The 20388-nt window shown below is 42.5% G+C and carries 19 protein-coding genes, 1 tRNA gene and 1 riboswitch; of the genes, 3 read left to right on the top strand and 17 right to left on the bottom strand.

Going from position 1 to position 20388, the window contains the following annotated elements:
* Position 1: 1 nt before the first annotated feature.
* The 6 genes from DWB64_RS14755 to DWB64_RS14730 all read right to left on the bottom strand — a co-directional run bounded on the left by DWB64_RS14755 (position 2) and on the right by DWB64_RS14730 (position 6103).
* Positions 2–823 (bottom strand): DUF4349 domain-containing protein, encoded by an 822-nt coding sequence (locus DWB64_RS14755; RefSeq protein ID WP_129489015.1) that lies wholly within the window; start codon positions 821–823, stop codon positions 2–4.
* A 230-nt stretch (positions 824–1053) separates the two neighbouring features.
* Positions 1054–1560 (bottom strand): GNAT family N-acetyltransferase, encoded by a 507-nt coding sequence (locus DWB64_RS14750; RefSeq protein WP_129489014.1) that lies wholly within the window; start codon positions 1558–1560, stop codon positions 1054–1056.
* Positions 1547–2170 carry a hypothetical protein gene (locus tag DWB64_RS14745; protein WP_129489013.1) on the bottom strand — a complete coding sequence of 208 codons (624 nt, stop codon included), beginning with the start codon at positions 2168–2170 and terminating at the stop codon, positions 1547–1549. Before DWB64_RS14745 ends, DWB64_RS14750 begins: the two co-directional genes overlap by 14 nt.
* A gap of 99 nt (positions 2171–2269) precedes the next feature.
* Positions 2270–4144 carry a ribosomal protection-like ABC-F family protein gene (gene abc-f / locus DWB64_RS14740; RefSeq protein WP_164980431.1) on the bottom strand — a complete coding sequence of 625 codons (1875 nt, stop codon included), beginning with the start codon at positions 4142–4144 and terminating at the stop codon, positions 2270–2272.
* A 420-nt stretch (positions 4145–4564) separates the two neighbouring features.
* A complete protein-coding gene (locus DWB64_RS14735; RefSeq protein ID WP_129489011.1) occupies positions 4565–5398 on the bottom strand; it encodes a hypothetical protein in 834 nt (277 codons plus the stop codon).
* 273 nt (positions 5399–5671) lie between these two features.
* A complete protein-coding gene (locus tag DWB64_RS14730) occupies positions 5672–6103 on the bottom strand; it encodes a hypothetical protein (RefSeq protein WP_129489010.1) in 432 nt (143 codons plus the stop codon).
* 113 nt (positions 6104–6216) lie between these two features.
* Between DWB64_RS14730 and larC the strand changes: the two genes are divergently transcribed.
* The 3 genes from larC to larB are packed head-to-tail and all read left to right on the top strand — an operon-like array spanning position 6217 to position 9018.
* Positions 6217–7482 (top strand): nickel pincer cofactor biosynthesis protein LarC, encoded by a 1266-nt coding sequence (larC, locus tag DWB64_RS14725; protein WP_129489009.1) that lies wholly within the window; start codon positions 6217–6219, stop codon positions 7480–7482.
* Positions 7466–8275 carry an ATP-dependent sacrificial sulfur transferase LarE gene (larE, locus tag DWB64_RS14720; protein WP_129489008.1) on the top strand — a complete coding sequence of 270 codons (810 nt, stop codon included), beginning with the start codon at positions 7466–7468 and terminating at the stop codon, positions 8273–8275. The genes larC and larE overlap by 17 nt, the downstream gene beginning before the upstream one ends.
* Positions 8272–9018 carry a nickel pincer cofactor biosynthesis protein LarB gene (larB, locus tag DWB64_RS14715; protein ID WP_129489007.1) on the top strand — a complete coding sequence of 249 codons (747 nt, stop codon included), beginning with the start codon at positions 8272–8274 and terminating at the stop codon, positions 9016–9018. Before larE ends, larB begins: the two co-directional genes overlap by 4 nt.
* Before the next feature lie 34 nt (positions 9019–9052).
* Here the strand turns inward: larB and DWB64_RS14710 are convergent, their stop codons facing one another.
* The 11 genes from DWB64_RS14710 to DWB64_RS14660 all read right to left on the bottom strand — a co-directional run bounded on the left by DWB64_RS14710 (position 9053) and on the right by DWB64_RS14660 (position 20273).
* The gene (locus tag DWB64_RS14710; RefSeq protein WP_129489006.1) at positions 9053–9802 is read right to left on the bottom strand and encodes a GNAT family N-acetyltransferase; all 750 of its coding nucleotides are present in this window, start codon (positions 9800–9802) and stop codon (positions 9053–9055) included.
* A gap of 175 nt (positions 9803–9977) precedes the next feature.
* Positions 9978–10937 (bottom strand): TraX family protein, encoded by a 960-nt coding sequence (locus tag DWB64_RS14705; protein WP_164980430.1) that lies wholly within the window; start codon positions 10935–10937, stop codon positions 9978–9980.
* A gap of 246 nt (positions 10938–11183) precedes the next feature.
* The gene (gene rpsD / locus DWB64_RS14700; protein WP_129489004.1) at positions 11184–11768 is read right to left on the bottom strand and encodes a 30S ribosomal protein S4; all 585 of its coding nucleotides are present in this window, start codon (positions 11766–11768) and stop codon (positions 11184–11186) included.
* A 123-nt stretch (positions 11769–11891) separates the two neighbouring features.
* The gene (gene sdaAA, locus DWB64_RS14695) at positions 11892–12767 is read right to left on the bottom strand and encodes an L-serine ammonia-lyase, iron-sulfur-dependent, subunit alpha (RefSeq protein WP_129489003.1); all 876 of its coding nucleotides are present in this window, start codon (positions 12765–12767) and stop codon (positions 11892–11894) included.
* A gap of 9 nt (positions 12768–12776) precedes the next feature.
* The gene (gene sdaAB / locus DWB64_RS14690; RefSeq protein ID WP_129489002.1) at positions 12777–13439 is read right to left on the bottom strand and encodes an L-serine ammonia-lyase, iron-sulfur-dependent subunit beta; all 663 of its coding nucleotides are present in this window, start codon (positions 13437–13439) and stop codon (positions 12777–12779) included.
* A 9-nt stretch (positions 13440–13448) separates the two neighbouring features.
* Positions 13449–14603, bottom strand: coding sequence for a Card1-like endonuclease domain-containing protein (locus tag DWB64_RS14685; protein WP_129489001.1), 1155 nt, complete (start codon positions 14601–14603; stop codon positions 13449–13451).
* A 242-nt stretch (positions 14604–14845) separates the two neighbouring features.
* Positions 14846–15019: riboswitch (cobalamin riboswitch) on the bottom strand.
* A gap of 62 nt (positions 15020–15081) precedes the next feature.
* Complete coding sequence (locus DWB64_RS14680; protein WP_164980429.1) at positions 15082–15699, bottom strand: histidine phosphatase family protein; 618 nt, start codon at positions 15697–15699, stop codon at positions 15082–15084.
* 223 nt (positions 15700–15922) lie between these two features.
* Positions 15923–16777: a hypothetical protein gene (locus DWB64_RS14675; protein WP_129488999.1), complete on the bottom strand. Its 855-nt coding sequence runs from the start codon at positions 16775–16777 to the stop codon at positions 15923–15925.
* Between the two features lie 1003 nt (positions 16778–17780).
* Positions 17781–19451 carry a hypothetical protein gene (locus tag DWB64_RS14670; RefSeq protein ID WP_129488998.1) on the bottom strand — a complete coding sequence of 557 codons (1671 nt, stop codon included), beginning with the start codon at positions 19449–19451 and terminating at the stop codon, positions 17781–17783.
* A 73-nt stretch (positions 19452–19524) separates the two neighbouring features.
* Positions 19525–19601 (bottom strand) — tRNA-Arg (locus tag DWB64_RS14665).
* A gap of 219 nt (positions 19602–19820) precedes the next feature.
* A complete protein-coding gene (locus DWB64_RS14660; protein ID WP_129488997.1) occupies positions 19821–20273 on the bottom strand; it encodes an NUDIX domain-containing protein in 453 nt (150 codons plus the stop codon).
* Between the last annotated feature and the right edge of the window lie 115 nt (positions 20274–20388).

Raw genomic sequence — 20388 nt, 5'->3', positions numbered from 1 at the left:
ATTATTCCTTGCCCTTTTTAAGGGTACGTCTTCTGATCATGATGGCTGTAAGGCCGATCACTAGAACGACAGGAAGCCACGGCACTAAGAAGGCGCCGACGATGATGATCAGTTGAACCAGTTCGACAATGCCGTTCACCCCTGTTTTAAAGGCCGAGCTTACCTCGTAGCCGAAGGTCTTGCCGTTTGTGACCTCAAGTTCCGTCTCTCTTGTAAGCGATACGACGATTTCACTGAAGGATACGCGTGAACTGAGGTTTCTTATCTGCCCCTGGTAGCCTTCAAGTTCATCGACAAGCCGTCTGATTTCGTTCTCGATCTTGAAGATGTCCTCCACCTTGATGTCGTCCTTTTTAAGGAGCTCCCTTAAGGTCGCGATCTGCACTTCCAGATTGGTGGTTCTGATCTCCAGGTTGGTGAACTGCTCTGTGACATCATCCGATGTAAATCGGCTGTCGATCACCGTTCCAAACTGCTCAAAGCCGTTTAGGAAGTTCTTGGCTTCTGAAGCGGGGATCTTAAGCACCAGATGACTGTATCCTTCACTTATATTCGATTCACTGACATAGCCACCCGCTTTCATGGTGGCTTCTTCGATTTCTTGAGCGGCATCTTGATACGATGCGATCCGCAACGTGACTTGTCCCTTAAAGATGATTTTTCTATCCCCTATGTTCTTTTCAAATCCAAATTCAGACGAGGACGTTTCCGATACTTCGTAATTTTTGTCTTCGTAGCTCGATACCGATTCTTCAGCCGCGCCTTTAGCAGAACACCCGGTAAGAACCAATATCAATAGTAGTAACCCGATAATTTTTTTCATGACAACCTCCTTTTAATATGAGTATACCAATTGTAAGTGCCTATAAAATGTCAATTCTGTTACTACTATGCTCTTTATGTGTTTGCACCGATTGCTATCTTCATCATCAAGTCATTGCAAGCATGATGGACTTTTCACCGAATCCCTGCGCCGGTTACAAAGTCGTCACTTCACTTGCTGTTAGGATTAAAAGTAAAAAAACATCACTTGTGAAAAGTGATGCTTAAAACTCATTTTGTCCTTAAGAGCTGATAATGCACAGAAGACTGCAACTCGCCATGCTGGTTGGTCCATGCGTTAAACCAGTAGTAGGTTTCTTCAAACCCTAGTTTTTTATAAACATGTTGTGCCCTGTGATTGGTAACATTGGTGTCCAAAATGATTCGCTTTGCGTCCAGTTCATTAAACAGATGTTCAATTAACAGCGTGAGCGCTTGGGTGCCTATTCCCTTTTCCCTTAACGTGGGAACACATATCTTAATACCGATTTCCGCTTTATCACCGGTCTTAAAACGATAGCTCATCTCACCAATGGCTTCCTTGTCGTATTCCAAAATCAGGCGTCTTCTTACCCTGTCTTCATCAGTTTTCAGACCTTCTTCCACCTCTTCAGGGCTTGTTCCCAGCCCATCGGGAAAACCGGCATGCGCCATGATTTTCCCGTCATTCCACCACTTTGCAAGCAGTTGGGCATCACTTGCCTGGGCATTTCTTATTTCAATATTATTTCTTCTCATCTTCTTCATCCTTTATAAGCTTATCAACGTGATTGTAAATATGGATCTGTATTTTATCAACAACCATGTCAAGTCCAATCTGCTCAGCTTTTTGTTTACTGCACCAGCCTTTAATCTGATTTCTGATTTCCCCTTCGTAGTCTCCTTCGATATTGAGTGGACGATGGTAACCTGCGGACTCACCTTCTGAATCAGGTATTGGGATCATTATATTTGGGTTGTCCATCGATAAGACCGCTTTGTACTTGAGTTGATAGGTTTTGTTTAAAAGCCAGCTCTTTTCGTAGTGATAGTCGAGTTCTGATATATCGACTGTGATATTCATGGGCTTTGCACTTTGGCTATCAGCATCACCTATACTGAATTTTGTCATTTCATGTTCATAGAGTATGACATCATCCCTTTTAATCTGAAGGCTTAAGGTATATGCACTCGGAAGCTCCCCTGAGGTTGAGGTTGATGATGAATCATTTGACGAACTTTCTAGGGTATACCTAAAAATGTCAAAATCGACTTTAATCTGATCACCTTCTGCTTGAGCATATTGAAGAGTCATGATTCCTACAAATAACAATAGAACCATCATTATGATTTTTTTGTTTCTAAACATCTTAACCCCCTAAACTGTACAATTCAAAGTCATTGTACTAAAAAATTTAGATTACGTGCACGATTTAAGGTAATTGTAATATGACAATTGATGTTTTAATCAAGCTTCAAGGTCCAGTACGATATACTCCTCCATGAGCGATTCAAGTGTTGCCGATTCATGGGACCACTGCTTGTAATCGACCTCATCAGGACTGGTTATCGACATGGCTTCGTGGAATCTGATGCTTGCTTCAAGTGCTTCAATCCGCCCTTCCAAAGCTGCCCTCTTGCTTGCAATCTCTTCAAGTCTGTTGGGGCTTTCCTTGGCAGGCTTCTTATTCATCCGCTGAACTTTCACAGGTTCTTGCAACTGGCTTTTAATGTACTCATCGTAATGGCCTAAAAACACATGCGCCTTACCCTCTTTGAGTTCTATGACTTTACTCACGCAATTGTTCAAGTAGTACCTGTCATGAGACACCGCGATGACGGTACCGTTAAAAGCATTGATCATGGCTTCTAGCGCTTCACGGGATGAAAGGTCAAGATGGTTGGTGGGTTCATCTAAAATCAGGCAATGGGGATGAGATGTCATGGCTATTGCAAAGAATAGCCTTACCCGCTCTCCACCACTCAAATCACAAATCAACGTATTCACTTCGTCACCGTATAGTTCAACGGCCGCAAGCTTTCTTCTGGCTTCTTGTTCGTCGAGTTTACAGGCATGCATCATCTCACTCAGTACCGACCAGTCTTCGCTTGTGAAACTCACGTGCTGACCCAGATACACATAATTGATCCATGCACCTAGTTTAGCGGTTCCCGAGAACTGATTGTCAATGCCCCTCAAGAGGTTGAGAAGCGTCGTCTTACCTGTTCCATTCGAACCGACAATGGCTACCTTTTCCCCACCATAGATGTCAAAACTGATGCTGTCAAAGAGCTTTCTTTGTCCAAAGTGCTTTGACAATCCCTCTACTTGAACCACTGATTGACTCACATGGCCATGGCCCTTTACATCAATTTTCGGCTTTTTAACTTTCGTCAGGTTGCCATGAGATTTTGACTGTTTGGTCAGTTCAATGAACTTTTCCTCCAGTCTGTCGACTTCCTTTTGTCTGCTATCAGCCTGTTTACTCTTGCGTTTTCTTCTAAGTTCAAGAATCATGGCTTTCAAATCCCTGATCTGGATTTTTAAGTTTCTTCTTTCTTTGTTATAGTATTCCCTTAGCGTTTTCTTCTGGTCTAAAAACTCAGAGTAATTACACTTCATTTCCAGCAAGGTTCCACCAGCAAGTTCAGCAATTCTAGTGGCGACACGGTCAAGAAAATACCTGTCGTGCGAAACGACCAGGACACCACCTGAAAACTTCATTAAAAAATTTTCAAGCCACTCTATCGCATGTACATCCAGGTGGTTGGTCGGTTCATCTAAAATCAGCAGATCCGGCTTTTCAATCAAAAGGTGGGCCAGAGCCACTCGCATTTTTTCACCACCACTCAAATGTTCAAGGTCGGTGGTCAAGGCATCGTCACTTAGACCAAGTCCCTTCAATGTTTTTGTGATTTCATGGTAGACCTCGTAACCACCAATGGCATTGAACTCGTCAAGGGCTTTCGTATAGGTACCGGTGAGTTGGGCCACTACAGAAGCCTCTTCATCGCCCGTCAGTTGAGACATATCCGCTTCGATCGTTCTCAGCTTGAATTCCAGTTCATCGATCTTTTGATAAAAACCAGCCTGGGTATGGCCATGCACCAGTTCGTCGGTGACTTGTGACAGGTAACCCACTTTGATACCTCTTGCAAAGGTCACGGTTCCCCCGTCAGGCGTCTCCTTGCCCATCGCGATTTTCAAAAGGGTTGTTTTACCAGAACCGTTGTTGCCAATTAGGGCGACACGTTCCCTCCGTTCAACGGTCAGCGAAACGCCAGATAAGACTTCTTTGTTTCTGTAGGCCATTGCCACAGCTTGTACATTCAATAAACTCATAATATCCTCCGTTAATAGCATCAAAAGCTTGCCGGAGCAATACAATATAAAAGGCTTCGCAACTAACGTCACGAAGCCATGGTTAAACGTGCTTGATCGCGCACAAGTACAGTGCTGAAAAAAGCGTGCAGCGAAGCGAATCACACCACAAATAGACCTTGCTAAAAGGTTTTTTGAAACATAAGTGTTGTAATCCAGCTTCGGCTCATGCGGTACCCGGTACCGCCCATTTGCTCCGGACAAGCTCACCGAATGTTGATAATCCCTCTAACACCCGAAGCAAATAGTTGCGCCAGCAGCTGGTGCAATGTAAACATACTCAAACATAGTGCACCATCCTTCTACTGTACTTTATTTTAGTATATACGATGTCCTTTATGGGTGCACGGGGATGTCTGGTTATAATTGAACTTTCCAATTTTACAGGATGAGATTCACAATCTCGTCCACATCAAATCCGCTTGGTTTAAAATACATTTGGTAGTCGTGCACCCCATTGTTCTCATCCCCGTCGATATAGACACTTCTACCCACATCAATGTAATTACTGCCAAATTGCATGTAATAGGCAACACGGTCCTTACCTATTTGATACGTAATTGACATGAGGTCTTTGCCGTAGCCGCAAAACTTCATATCGAAAAGCTCGGGTTGTCTGATGGGGATGAGCGGTTTGCTGTTCAGCAGTGACTTTAAGGCCTTGTATTGCTGCTCTGTTAAACTGTATACATTTTTGGGGAGGGGTATGTCGTTGCTATTGAAGTATAAAAACAGGTCTATGCCTTCAGTTGAAGAATTAATCTGACTGTAGTCCTCTGATAATACATTTATTTCATTTGGCCATAAATAAATAAGCAGACCTACCACTACCACCAATGATAGGCACATGCTGAGATACTTATAAGCTCTATTTCGTTTGAATCGCCCTACTCTCTCTCGCCAAACTATTCGGTGCGTTTTGACACTAGCCGTATTAATCAGTAGCACCAATACAGCCAAAATGGCAACTAAGATTAAAACAACCCAGCCAGAATGGAATCGTCTCACCGCAGACCAATAGGTATAGGCAATCGTCAGGGCCATACCTAGAAGGTGATACTTACTAGCTTTCAATACTAAAACTACAGTAATTGCTGTGAGGATAAGGGTATAATCAAAGTTAATTTCAAACGTGTTTATGATGATGGTATTCCCTGAAAAAAACAATACTATGCAGAGATAATAAAGTGGCACCCAATATGACTTTAGCTTCATAAGTCCTCCATGAACAACTCATATCAAAAACGTATGTTATAACTGCAACTCCTATAAGACTTCTTTCAATGATTATTCTCGTTCGATGAGTTGCTCTACACCAATTATACTGTTTTGATGGATGCTTATATGTTATTTATTGGAATTGTAATGAAATTGTCGAAAATTTTGTAGTACTCTTTTAGGGATAATTAAGAGATAAAAACACCAAATAGTCAATAAGTGGTGTTTTTGAGTCAGTTCTTTAGTTTTCCATTTAAGTTGACTCGTCGCCTATAACATGCTGATGAATAAAACTGCTGAGAGTACAATAATGATGACTGTGATCATCATACCTAAGGTTTTTGAGTAGCCTTTTGGTGTGATATGGTTCTGTGCATCCATCTTTTTTATCATCGGATACAGTCTCCAGTAAAACGAGAAGATAGATAAGATCAGAACTCCCACAGCATAAAACTGTGTCACTTCGTTTGCTGTGAGGATAATGACTAGAAGCAGTCCGATAAAGATCAGCTTGGTTCCTGCGACCCAGTAGGTCAGGTATTTGACCAGTTCGTGGACTTCGGGGATTTCTTTTGATTTTTCCCAGGCGTTGAATACTCCGATGCCGTTTCCCGCTTTTGAATCGGGTTTGAAATACAGTGTTGCGACATTCATCAGTTCAAGTACTAAAAACAGGATGATTGCGATGATAAGTATGTTCATAAAGCCTCCTTTTGATATGATTCTGATAGTTAAAGTCTAACATAAAACAGGCTTGATATGGCCTATTTTTAGCGGTTATGTTATGATTCATTAAGAGAGAGATAGGAGGAATTATGAGAGTACTTTATTATGATTGCAGTGTTGGAATTAGCGGTGATATGAATCTGGGTGCGCTGATCGACTTAGGTGTCGACAAGGAGTATCTTAAGAAGGAACTTGCCAAGCTAAGACTCGATGAGGAATTTACATTAGATATACATACCGGTATCAAAAGCGGTATTACTGGAATAAAGGCCGATGTGGTGCTTGCAGGTGAAGCGCATGCCCATGAGCAAGGTCATGAACACGGGTATCATCACCAGCATGCCCATAGCCACATACATGACCATCACCATCACCATACGCACAGCCACGACCGTACCTATGGCACCATTAAAGAGATGATTCTTAGTAGTCCGCTTATTGACGAGGTAAAGGATATCAGCTTGAGGATTTTTCACGAGATAGCCATCGCCGAGGCCAAGGTACATGGCAAGACGGTTGACGAGGTCCACTTTCATGAAGTGGGTGCCGTGGACTCTATAGTAGACATTGTTGGTGCGGCGATCTGTATCGATTATCTCAAAGTCGACAGAATCATGTCGTCTAGCGTTCAGGTCGGAGCCGGTTTTGTATGGTGCACGCACGGTAAGATTCCTGTGCCGGCGCCTGCGACTGTGGAGATACTCAAGGGTATTCCCATGAAAACAGGTCTTGTGCAGTCTGAATCGACCACACCTACCGGTGCCGCGATTCTTAAGGCCATGGTCCATGAGTTCACCGACATCCAGTCCATCAACATTGAAAGCATCGGATACGGACTCGGTACCAAGGATTTTGAAGTACCGAACGTACTTAGGGTTTTCTTGGGTGAGATGAACGAGTCTACCACTACACAAAAACAATATATTATTGAAACGAACATCGACGATATGAATCCCGAACACTATGAGTTTGTCGAACAAAAGCTGTTTGACGCTGGCGCGTTGGATGTTTTTAAAACGCCGATCATCATGAAAAAAGGCAGACCTGCTGTGAAGCTATCGGTCTTATTCACCGACGACAAGCGATTTTCGGTGCAACATATCCTGTTTACGGATACAAGTTCCGCGGGTATCAGGGAATACGAAGTCACAAAGACGATGCTCGATAGGACTTTCAGGACTATCGATACGGAATACGGCCCGGTGACGGTTAAGGACCTATACTGGCAGGACGCCTGTGTTAAAAGCAAACCCGAATATGAAGACTGCAAGCGCCTTGCCAATCAGCATGGTATACCGGTCCACGTGATCGAGGAAGCAGTGAAGAGGAACAACCGCTATGCAGAACAAATATAACGAACTGATCACCTATTTAAAGAATCTAGGTTCTGTCGCAGTCGCCTTTTCGGGAGGAGTCGACAGCACTTTTCTTGCCTATGCCGCTAAGGAGGCGCTTGGAGACAAGGCGATCGCCTATACGGTGAATTCGCCCTATATTCCCGACTGGGAAATTGACGAAGCCAAAGAACTTGCAGAGACTATCGGCATCAGGCATGAAATCATGACGGTGGGATTAAGCGAGATCATCATCGACAATCCTGTGGACCGCTGCTACCTATGCAAAACCCTGATTTTCAGTCAGATAAAGGCCAAGGCGCTAGCAGACGGTTTTGAATACGTCGCAGACGGATCGAATACGGACGATACCAAAGACTACAGGCCTGGAATGATTGCCCTTAAGGAACTTGGCATCAAAAGCCCGCTGCTGGAAACAGGATTTTCAAAGCTGGACATACGGATCAGCTCAAAGCTGTTCAAGCTTGCTACGCACGACAAGCCCGCCTACGCTTGCTTGCTTACAAGGCTTCCCTACGACCACAGGATCACCCTTGACGAACTCGAAAGAGTCGAACGTTCTGAGGTCTTCTTACACAGTTTGGGGTTAAAGGCAGTGAGAGTCCGCTCGCACGGCGAGATTGCGCGCATTGAAATCGCCAAGGATCAAAGAGACCGATTTTTCGACACAGGGATCATGGATAAGATCAATGACCAGTTGAAAGAATATGGTTTCACCTTTGTCTCACTAGACTTGGCAGGCTATAAGATGGGAAGCCTCAATCATACCATTCAGTCAGAGGAGCGATTATGAACAAAGATCAACTATTAGGAATGCTTGAACAAGTGAAAAACGGCACCCTATCCACAGATGTGGCAGCCGATGCCCTTCAGAAGTTCCCTTCTACGGATTTGGGATTTGCCGTCATCGACGACCATAGGCAGTTAAGGGTCGGATACCCGGAGGTGATTTACGGCGAAGGTAAGACCAGTTCGCAGATTGTGGATATTGTAGTCCATATGAATGAGCTTAAACACAATATACTGGTGACCAGAGTGGATTCAGAGGTCTTTGAAGCCGTTCAGAGGAAGGTCGCACATGCGCAACACAACAAGTTAGGCCGGACCATCAGCGTTGTGAACCAGGACTTAGCAGAAACAAAGGACTACATCGCGATTGTCAGTGCGGGTACATCGGACCTTCCTGTTGTGGAAGAGGCATACGTTACGGCAAAACTTTTAGGGAATCAGACGATCAAGATCGTAGATGTCGGCGTGGCTGGCATCCACAGGCTGTTCAAGCGTCTTGACGACATACGCGGCGCAAAGGTCGTCATCGTGATCGCTGGGATGGAAGGCGCGCTTGCGAGCGTTGTCGCAGGACTTGTCGACAAGCCGGTGATTGCTATTCCGACAAGCGTGGGCTACGGCGCCAACCTTGGCGGAATCACCGCCCTGCTTTCGATGGTCAATAGCTGCGCGAGCGGTGTGACTGTCGTGAACATCGATAACGGGTTCGGCGCGGCCTATAGCGCCAGCATGATCAACCACTTATAAAACAAGGTCGCATTCGATTTGAATGCGACCTTTTCTATAGTACGGCTTCTATCATCTTGCCGTTAGCTTTGAATCCAAGCTGTTCATAAAGTCCAATGGCTAAGGGATTATCTGTCAATAAATGCAGCGTCAGCCCTTTTGAGCTTTCAAGCGACAATAATCCCTGCATCACCCGCTTGCCAAGTCCCTGCCCCCGGAACTTTTCGATCACCACAACTCCGAACACGAATCCCTGGTCTTTACTGACCTCACTCACTTGGGCAACGGACACCAACTTGTCATGCCTTCTTATTCCTACACCAAATCCACCCTTCTCATAGTTTCGTCTCATTCCTTCAAGGGATAGGGCACCCGGCATCTCCATCCGGTACAACTCATCCACTTCTGAAAGCTCCTCTATGGACAGCGGGGTAAGGGTATCTTGCATATCAAATGGCGCTTCATATCTTGTCATGATCAGGCTTGTCCGGTGGTGCGCCTTGACAAGGTCCCCACCGCTTATCAAGCGGTACACGCGTTCAGATACTAAAAGCGATTTAAGCGCTTTCGATTTGAGCAGTGCCGTCCATTCCTCAGTAAGCGCTGCAGTCATATGAAGGTGGGCCTTGTTGCTTTTTCTTATTGCCAGTATGCCGATCACCTTACCTTTGTCCTCAGCGATGTACACTTCTTTCAAATGCCTGCCGCTGTCCAGCGCAAGCAATAGGAAGTACACTTCGTGCCAGTAGGGTGCCAGTTCTTCTTTTAGTTTATTCCAGTCCTCAGAAGGCAGTTTTCTAATCATGGTCTCCTCCAATAAAATAGCTATACGCCACAAGGCATATAGCCGATAAAATTTTATAATAGGTCACATGGGATATTGCATAATAGATATATGAATGCTGAAGATACTACTCTACTAGCTAGACTATGATCCTCTTTTTGAATGTAATTATGCAATTTCCTTAGCTAATTATATACTAAAATATATTCCAACCCCAGTGCATTGTTCCATACTTGATGAACATCAAAAGCGTCATGTGCACAGGGTAGAACCAGTATGCGACGTATTTGTTCATCCTAAAGGTGAAGTTACGGTTTTTTAGCAGATAGATCAGGATGACACCCATCACGGCTCTTGCCTGGAAGAAGTAACCTTCTAAGGTCATCAGACCGTTCTTGTATCCTGTGATATTTTCCCAGATATAAGCGGGTTGTTTTATGACGGTATCCATGAACGATTTGACTCTGAGCGAAGCATCTGCAATATTGTAGACGCTGCCGGTATACATGGCGCCACTAAGATAGGTGGTCGAGAACGTGATTGCCACAAATGCTACAAACCCGAGTATCGCCTGGTTTTCAAACCAGTAGAACATCATCATCAGAAGCAGTCCATAGGTTCCGTAGGAAACCCTGATGCTATGTAAGCCCTCAAAAAGTGGAACATCGATGTTTCTCACAAGAATGCTAAGCGCTTGCGGCGCAAGGATATATGCGATAAACACAGCCAAGAAGAAGCTACCGCCGATCAATCCCATTAAGCTTTTGTTGATTTTAAATTGCTTGAAGGCATGGATGGAGAGCTCCCATAGTTTCATCGCGCCGATGCCCGCAAGTAATAGGAACATGACATTGAATGCAAGCGGATTCGGTTCCAGCGTCGGTTCAAAGAAAATATAAGGTAAATAAGAGATAAGTGCGAAGCCAAATAATCTTAGGCTGTACTTCGGCAGACTCGAAGTGTGTTTGTAACCCACTGCAAGCTGAAAAGCGAAGATAGGAAATGCAATACGTCCAATCGTTCTAAACAGTCTGATCTGCGGAAAGAAAAGATATCCGATATGGTCGATCAGCATTGTGATAATCGCAATGAGCTTTAAAACGTCATTGCGTTTGGTCTTACTCAATCTACTACTCGAAACAATAGATTCTGTCATAACTAGCCCCCTCATCAATACTTTTTCTGTAAATATTCAAACTCCACTTGCTATTATAGCATAATGATTTCCAATTGGGTGTTTATTCAGACAATTGCATAAGATTGAGACAAGATTGTAAACCGGTCTTTGCATGTCCCTGAAAAAAGCACATAAAAAAAGAAACTATCCATACGAATAGTTTCTTTCGGTAATTAATTATTAGTCTTTTAAGATGCTAATCATCCGTTCTTAAAGTGACTGGTCTTATGCCATTTTGGAATAGAACTCAGTCACCAAATGATCTTGAATTTCTATCGGAATCTCTTCGCGGTTTGGTAATCTAATGAGTGTGGCTGAACTGCCGTTCTCATCATATGCGAGATAAGGAACCAACTGCAGAGGTGCTCCGGCGTCACTGACGCGTTTGGCATGTGAGTTGCCTTCTTTTAAGCTAAGCACATCGCCCACCTTCACCTGATAACTTGGAATATCAATGCGTTTTCCATTTACAAGCACGTGTCCATGCCCAACCATTTGTCTGGCTTGACGTAGTGTAGTGCCGAATCCCGCCCTGTATACCACGTTGTCGAGTCTAAGTTCCAAACGTCTGATCAGCCCAACAACTGGAACCGCTTCTTTTGAAGCTTCTTTAAAGAACTTTCTCATTTGTTTTTCCATCATGCCGTAATAGGCTTTCAGCCTTTGCTTTTCGAGTAACTGCTTTCCGTAGTTGCTCAGCTTCTTATCGGCTCTTGATGGGGTTTGCCTATTCATCGCCTTCGGGTGCCCGTGTACGTTGAGCCCTAGCGACCTTGCTTCTTTAAATCTTGGACCTCTTGGTCTAGCCATGTCTTCTACCTCCATGTATGAGTACCGACGTGACGGTTGTCAGTACACTATGAATTGCCGCGGTAGTAAGCCAAGGACATTCTATCATAAAGTCTTCATCTTGTAAATGAGAATTATTATTAATTAACCGAAGATTCTTTTCTCAATCGCTTTTGCGCTAGGACAAGCGGCTATTCCGCCACGTGCGGTCTCCCTAAGATCAGATGACATCATCCTACCCACCTTGTACATGGCATCTACCACCTCGTCAAAGGGAATGATGCTGATCATGCCAAGTAGGGCCATGTCAGCACTCAGCATGGCATTGAGCGTTCCAAGCGCGTTACGTTTGGTGCACGGACTTTCTACAAGTCCTGCTATCGGGTCACACACAAGTCCCATGATGTTTTTAAACGAAAAAGCCGCAGCGTCAAGACAACTGCTGGCAGAACCTCCGCGCATGGCGACAAGGGCCGCCGCAGCCATGGCCGTTGCAGAACCTATCTCGGCCTGACAACCACCTTCTGCCCCGGATACCGTCGCATTGGTCGTCACAAGGTATCCGACAGCGGATGCGGTCAGCACTCCTATCCTTAAAGTCTGTTTATCATAGTTGAACTGTTCCTGAGCGTATTTGAGCACAGCCGGTAAAACGCCGCACGACCCAGCAGTCGGAGCCGCAACGATGATGCCCATCAGCGAATTGACTTCCATCACAGCCATACTGTAGGCCACGGCCTTTAGACTGTTAGCGGGCAGATAGTTGAGCTGCCCATTTTCAATAGCTTCAAGCATGCGTTTGGCTTCACCACCGATAAGTCCGCCTAGCGACCGCTTATCGTTCATAGATCCTGTATCGATCGCCTTAAACATGACCTCTAAAACTTCATCTAGTTTATCTTCAATTGCTTCTGTGGATTTACCGGACTGCTCCACTTCTTGTTCCAGCATCACTTGCCAAATCTGTTTCTCTTCTTCGACGCATTGTTTTAATAAGTCGTTACCTGATTGAAATGCCATAGCGTCCTCCTATTTTATGATGAACACGTCGATCATGTCCTGAACTTCGCGCTTTAATTCCTCTGCGATCGCATCGTCAAAATCATCATCCGATTCGATGATCATAAAGGCGTCTTTACCCTTTTCGCTTCTAAACAGATTGACTGTGGCGACATTGAGTCCGTTTTCTGCTAAGAATCTGCTGATGACAGACAGAATACCCCTTCGATCCACATGGTGGGTCACAATCGCAGGGTAATCCCCGCTCAAACTCATCTTAATGCCGTTGATAGCCGTAATTTTAACAGCACCTCCACCAACGGACGCGCCGCTGATGACGGTGGTTTTCCCGTCGCTGCCGACCACTTCGATCTTTACCGAATTCGGGTGGACATCTCCAAGGTCGGCTTCGACAAACTTATAGTCGATCTTACTTTGTTTAGCCAGGTCAAAGGCGAACCTCAACTCAGGGCTGCTAGCAGGTAGTCCCATGATTCCACCTAATAGAGCCTTGTCTGTTCCATGTCCCTTATAGGTTTTCGCAAACGATCCGTGGAGATAGAACACGACGCTTGCGATATCGTCTTTTACAAACCTGCGCGCAAGTCCACCTAGTTTTGCGGCGCCTGCGGTGTGTGAACTGGAAGGCCCCGCCATGATAGGACCGATAATATCAAATAAACTTTTTGGCATAAGGCCTCCTTAAATCATGATGTCGATATCTAAAAACAGTCGTTCGATCTGTCTTCTGAATCCCATCGGATTTCCTTCATATAATAAGACGTATACGCCCATCTCTCTTGCTCTTTCTATTACAGTATCTTTCCTTGGAGCGTCGGTGACAACCAACACTTTCTTAACATTCGCTCCACCGATACGCTGCGCATATACACTTAGCTCATTGAGCGTGTTCACATCGTAGTTGGACGAATCCTTGCAAGAAAAGCAGAACAGTCTGGAGTGATAAGACACCAACACGTCCACTTCGTTTTTCACGACATCACCGCCGCTATCCCACGAGAAGGAAACACCCGTTTCGATATCCGTCACATCGTCCACAAGCTGTATCGTCTTGTAGGTGAAGGTTTCTAACCACGACCCCGTGATAAAGAGGAACTGCTTATGCTCAGGACTTTTGAACTTTAAAATCAGATTTCCGTCCTTGGATTTTTTCGTTTTGACATAGCCGATACTTTTCATGAAGGTTTTCAGCCATTTAAACTGCAGATACTCGCTCTTATCAAGATTACTGAGTACCGCCTCGATCTCACCCTTGTTCTCCTCATGATGGTTGAACACATCGGGTCTACCCAGGATCCTTTTGATCCTCTTCCATCTGCTCTGATTTTCGGCGATAAAGTCTGTCAGCAGCCTGATCAGCGGATCTTCATTGAAGATGGTCGTTTTTCGTAAGATGTCCCCACCGGCGATATCGATATAGTCGGATACTTCGATTCCTTCGATGTCAGACTTAACCACATTGCATTTAGATCCGTCAAACTCCAGAATGCTGTCTCTACTAAGATCGGTATAAAAAGACCTTACACCGGCAAGTTCAGAGGCTTTGGTCGCGATAATGGATAAAAGGCTGTTCGAACTGGCAAGATGGACACCATCCAGCATGGGATATGACTTGAATATTTCTGTCATCACAGGAATCGTAACCTCTTCGATATACTTTACCTCAATGTTGACCGTCGGAAAGTCGTTGATGATATAATCCGCAAAATCTTCATAATACCCAGCATGCAGTCCTCTGATCGTCGAAAGATACACGATGGAATGTGGCTGAAACGCTTTTGTGAACATGATGTTCTCATCGTTGAATTTGTCTTCTAAATAAAATACAGTTCTCATAAGTCCCCCAAGTAATTACTTTTTATCACCTTATTATAGCAAAGAAAACTGAAAAGGTACGCTAAAGGTTAGGGTCTCAAAAAAAAATCCCCGACAGTCATGTCGAGGATCGAAGCAGATTCTTCAAGTTATTCGATAAAGGTTAAATCAAAGCATTTAAAGCATTACTAAATATAAAAACCCTGTTACCTAAAGGCAACAGGGAAATTAACTGAATAGTCTCCACTGCCTTCCCTCCGAAGGTGTATTAGTACATGTCTGGCAGGTTTCCTGGCTCGGTGGTCAAACCTACTACCCACCTTCCCGCGTCAGCAGTGGCAATGGGGTTCGTAACACCTTACAGTAGCGGGGGCTGCTGAGGATTTAAACCTCATTCCCTATTATCCCTTTCGGGCACCTAGACTGTCTTATGATTTAGTTCTAACTTATACTACCACAACATATAGTGGTTTGTAAACGTTATAAAATAATTTTAACACTAATCAAACATCAATTCTTCCAAATGACTATGGTCGTTCATCGTAAGCACCTTCCATTTTCCGGCCTTGTCACGTTCAAGGACAGAGACGCTTGTGTTGGTGATATGAAAGTTTGATCGCTTTTCGATCGAAAGCCCAAGAATATGCGTCACCATCGATTTGATCACACCGCCGTGGGTGACCACCAGCACATTCTTCAAGTCGGTATCTTCGATATCATCAATGAAACGCATCGCCCTGTCGATCACATCCTCATAGGTTTCGCCTCCATGGATGTTCGCCATTTTCTTTTCCCTGTTCATATCATCCATCAGACCACGATGCTTCTTCTTGACATCCGACCAAGTCAGCCCTTCCCACGATCCTAGATGGATTTCTTGAAGGTTGGGGTGTTTGTTCAGTGTAAGGTCGTGGTTTCTTGTGATGATTTCGGCAGTCTGAATCGCCCTGCTCTGCGGGCTTGTATAGGCGCTGTCAAAAGGGATATGCTTAAGTCGCTTTGCACAAAGATGGGCTTGTCTCAGACCAAACAGGTTAATGTCCACTTCTTTACGTCCCTGCATTCTGCCTTCTCTGTTCCAATCGGTTTCACCGTGTCGCACTAAATATAATTTCACATCATCACCTCTCAAATAATTATCTTATTATAACATAGGCGGGTGGAGATTATCTATGGAAAGTATTTGCAGGCTACTGTCGGTATGGTAACTGCATGTTAAAAACTGGGATTTGTTTAAAACGACGATAGAATGGGGTCAATGCATCAGACTATGAATCGGTTGACACCCAAAGCTTTTCGGTACATCTATATCTAAGGAAACACCTGACTATTTTTCTGCACTATTTGAAGTTTCGGATTTTATCAATCTGATATTCTTCATATTCATCAGTCTCTAGAATCCCAAACTCCTTATCAACAGCTACGGAACCGCTATCCAGTAATACAAAGTATTCAATTCCTTTTTCTAGCTTTTTACCGGAAACCAAGTACTTCACTACTGAATTCTTTTCAGAATAAGTTTCAATAATCTCATATTCATAAAAGTAATTGTACTTATTACTGCGAGCAAGTTCACCAACGCTTACTTTCATTTTGAATGATGCAGCTTCAATTGCCGCATCAAGGTCTATATGCTTTTGAATTTTGTACTTATGGTCTCTTCTAATTACCTTATCCTCAAATTTGGACAGCATTGACAGATTGTAATAGTCCAACAAGTCATTTATCGGGATATCAGAATATGCTTCAACATTTTTTTTGTCCTCAAGGGTGTAAATAATATCATATGCAATGGAATAGTTGGGAGCGGGAGTATTTCCGGTGTATTCTTCATTAAGAAACATGCAATATTGAGTTCCAGGAACCAACTCCAAATCGTAAGAAAATATCATAAACTGCTGATCAATTTCATTCCCTGCAATATAATCATGAAGTGTAAAATAGTACTCATATGTATCTGCATCAAACGGTTCAACTTTATCCAAAGTCGCTGTTACCACAGCATATGACTCAATAGCTGCCTCTTCAATAGTACGTACAATTTTATCGTATGAAGCATAGAAACTTTTGTTTTCTTTTAAATCACTTCGAAAGACGACATCATGCTCATCGGTACTTAATAGGAATTTACTTCCAATAAATAAAAGAAGCAATAAAAAAACACTGACCGTTACTAACAATATTTTCTTGTTCACAACTAACCCCTCACTCGATTTTGAATTCAGATTCAATGTATGGAAAGATTTGATTTTTATTGGATTGGGATACATTACTTCATTTTAGTTTGCTGAGTTTGCTTAAGTTATTCAAACAAGTCTGTAAGACTCAAGATTTCATTTGTATCATAAGGAGTATCGAAAACCAAATAACTATAAACGATGCCACCTACCGGAGAATTTATTGTATTCAGTTTGTTAACCCACTTTACAATGTACTGTCCATTGAAGAGAGAACTGTTAGTGTAATCATTATGGGCATATAGTACGTAGGTTGAATTCTTATACCGCACCTCTGTACCTTCTGAGTCTACAGTAAAATTACCGCCTACAATGTACTGAAGACAGGACCCATCTATCGTACATTTGAACTTTACATAAGGCGAAGTAAACGAATCATCGTAATAGTCTATTGAGCTGATTTTAATTTGACTATTAAACGTACTAAATTGGTAAGGCGTGTTTGCGGCATTTAGACTTTCAAGTGTTTCAAAAGACCTAACATACATTTTCGGAGTGTTGATGTAAATGACTATAGTAGCAAATAAGAGAATTGATGCTATAGCAAGTAACGTTTTTTTACTCATGGGTATCCTTTCTTAAAACCATAAGCACAGCTTACGCTTAATGGTGACAAGATGTGAACGTTAGTTAGCTAGTGATAATATATCCTTTTTGGGGGAGTTGTTCATTCCATTGCTCTACTTCTATAATACCATAAAATACCATGTCGAGAATTATACAGACATTAATTCGACATGACAAATCGGAATTTAATGGTTCGTCACCAACAAGCTAACGCCTGTCATAAATAATATGGCATTTGGATTTGATTTACCTACAACCGATGCTTCGAATCCATATGGGCATAAAGAAACGGACCAGTCTAATGACCAGTCCTACTTGCGTGTAATCCTCATTTTTTTATCGCAATTTATGTATTCAAGTAAAAACCTAATCGAAGGATGTTGTTTAGACTTAATTAGTTTAGCATTGTATCTAATGCCATTTTTGTTATAATTCCCTTTTCATAAAAAATGATAAAAGTATCAATCCACTTTATTCTAACGACAATAATTCCCGAGGTGGAGTCATCTTCTTCAGGTGAAGCCCAGATTCCGAGCTCGTAAGAATTTGAATCGTCTAATGAATATATCTTTGCTTCTTCATTCAAGCTTGTTATATCATCAACTTCAAAGGTTGGGAATAATTCAAGTATTCTATTTATAGATTCACCAATTTTCAATCCCCTTGGCCCAATTAAACTAGGATCCCAGACGACAAGTGTATACACCCAGCCATCTGATAAATCACTTAGATTTGATAATATATCAAAATAAGCTTCTCCTTTCTCAAACCCACATATCTGATACTTTCCTAGAAAATCATCAAATCCAATTTGATTATAGATTGGATTTCCAAGAGTCTGAAAAACGTCTTCTCTAGTCGAACCTATGCCAATATTTGAAAAATACATCTCACTCGAATCCATAAACTTATCTTTATCATATTCAGGAACCTCAAATTCCTCATCAGTCAAAGGTACCTCATAGTCAATTATCCATTTCCTCGAAATCACTAGGGAGTCAACATCGCCGTCATTATTAAATCGATAACTTCCACTATATTCAGCCTCATCAAAAGAAAGAATACCATAGGCGTTATTTTCAGTAATTAAAGTAATAATTTCACTATTATTCATTTCACTTGTAATTCCATAGTCTAAAAGCGTATTCTGATCATAGAGAATATTCAAAACTGCTTTTACTGAAGTACCAGCTTTAATTCCTTTGGGGCATATCCAATCATCAATTAAGTACAATTCGTTTGATTTTAAGACATAATCATTTAGCATAGTTATGTTATCATACGGCTTAGTATAGCTTAAAATAAGACCACTATCTCCACTAATATACACATCATCTGGATAGCCATACTTTTCAGAGATTTCTTTGATGTCCTTACTAAAATCATCCAATTCAACTACTTTAAATTCCTTTCGTGCTTCCAAACGTCCAATTTCGAAATAATCCGATTTTAAGGAATCCACGTCTATATGAGCAATAAACCTATATGTATCATCAATAATGAACTCATAGACCGAGCTGTTATGATTGCGGATCATAGTTGCCAATTCGTCATCAGCTGTCAAATCAGTTGCTCCCAATGTGACTAGCTCCAGAGGTAATCCATATTTTTTACTTATATCAATTATACTCTCCCCAACTTCAATCTGATATGGAGCCTGATATAAAGACTTATATATATTAATAAAGGCTAATTCTTCTTCAATAAAAGCAAGTCGTAAACCATCAAAGTCATATACTACAACTCCCATTGCTTTTTCACTCTTCAATGGCTCACCTAATAGTTTAAATACTTCCTCTCTAGACGTTGTAAAGTTTAAACCTTGTTCTCCGACTTTTATCTTATTTGAATCAAGCAGATTTGAGGTGATGTTTTCGTTCTTGTTAGATGAAGTTTCTACTGGATTTTCAGATTCAACCTCTGTTTCTAGTACAGTAGTAATCGGAGTAGTCTGATTTTTTTGAGATTCTGTAGTTAGTGTTTCATTGGGATTATGCAGATTACTTGCGCAACCAACAAGTAATGTTGAAACAATTAATACCATAGTACTTACTTTATACCTCATGCGATCTCCTTTTCCTGTAAAATGAAAAGAGTCACTTCAAACGCTATAAACGTTGACGTGACTCTCTTAAATGTGGTGCGGCATGAGGGATTCGAACCCCCGACCAATAGGTTCGAAGCCTACTACTCTATCCAGCTGAGCTAATACCGCATATATGATTGTATGATTCAAATTTACTTTTTTCTAATTTTGCTTCTCACATAAGAGGTTAGGCACCTCTTCGGAATAACAAAATACGTTATCCTTGCCGGTGGGGCGCTACGAATGGAAAGAATTCGTAGACGAAGCCTACTACTCTATCCAGCTGAGCTAATACCGCGTATTGAATTTTTTGTACTACTGAATAGTACTAGTCCATTCTAACTCAATTTACACTTCTTGTGAAGTGGTTATATGAATGTTTTCTGTATTTTGAATGGTTTTCACTGTGTTTACCAGGGCTGTGATGATTTCTGGGTAGGTTAGGTTTGGTGGGAGCTCGTCGAAGAGGCTCACTTGTTCCATTTCGTGTTGGAGCTGCTCGTCAAATGTGCTGATTTGGGCTTTGAATAGTCTTCCAGTTGAGATTTCACCGTCTCTTTCGACGCCGTAATCGCAAAAAGGCTCTATGATAAAGTCTTTCGCACCCGATTCTTCTATCAGTTCCCTAGACCCTGTATCGTTGATGTCTTCTCCTGGCTCTCTAGTGCCGCCTGGCAGCTCGTAGGTGTTTCTGTCCTTATGATGTACCAGGACTAGCTTATCGCCTTTAAACGCCACTGTCACAGCGTATAGATATCCGTTTGTCTTGAATGTTCCAAGTGGTCGGAAGTGGATCTTCATTTTTGGTGGGCTCCTTTGGGGTTGGGTGTGTACGTAATTACTATTTTAACATATCAATTGGATTACGAGGTTTATGAGTAATAAAAGAATTCTATCTACTTACAGATTCGGGAAT

It is taken from the genome of Fusibacter sp. A1 (assembly GCF_004125825.1).
Lineage (GTDB): Bacteria > Bacillota > Clostridia > Peptostreptococcales > Acidaminobacteraceae > QQWI01.
The sequence above is the reverse complement of the archived record's forward strand: the minus strand, read 5'-3'. Positions and strand labels throughout refer to the sequence as shown.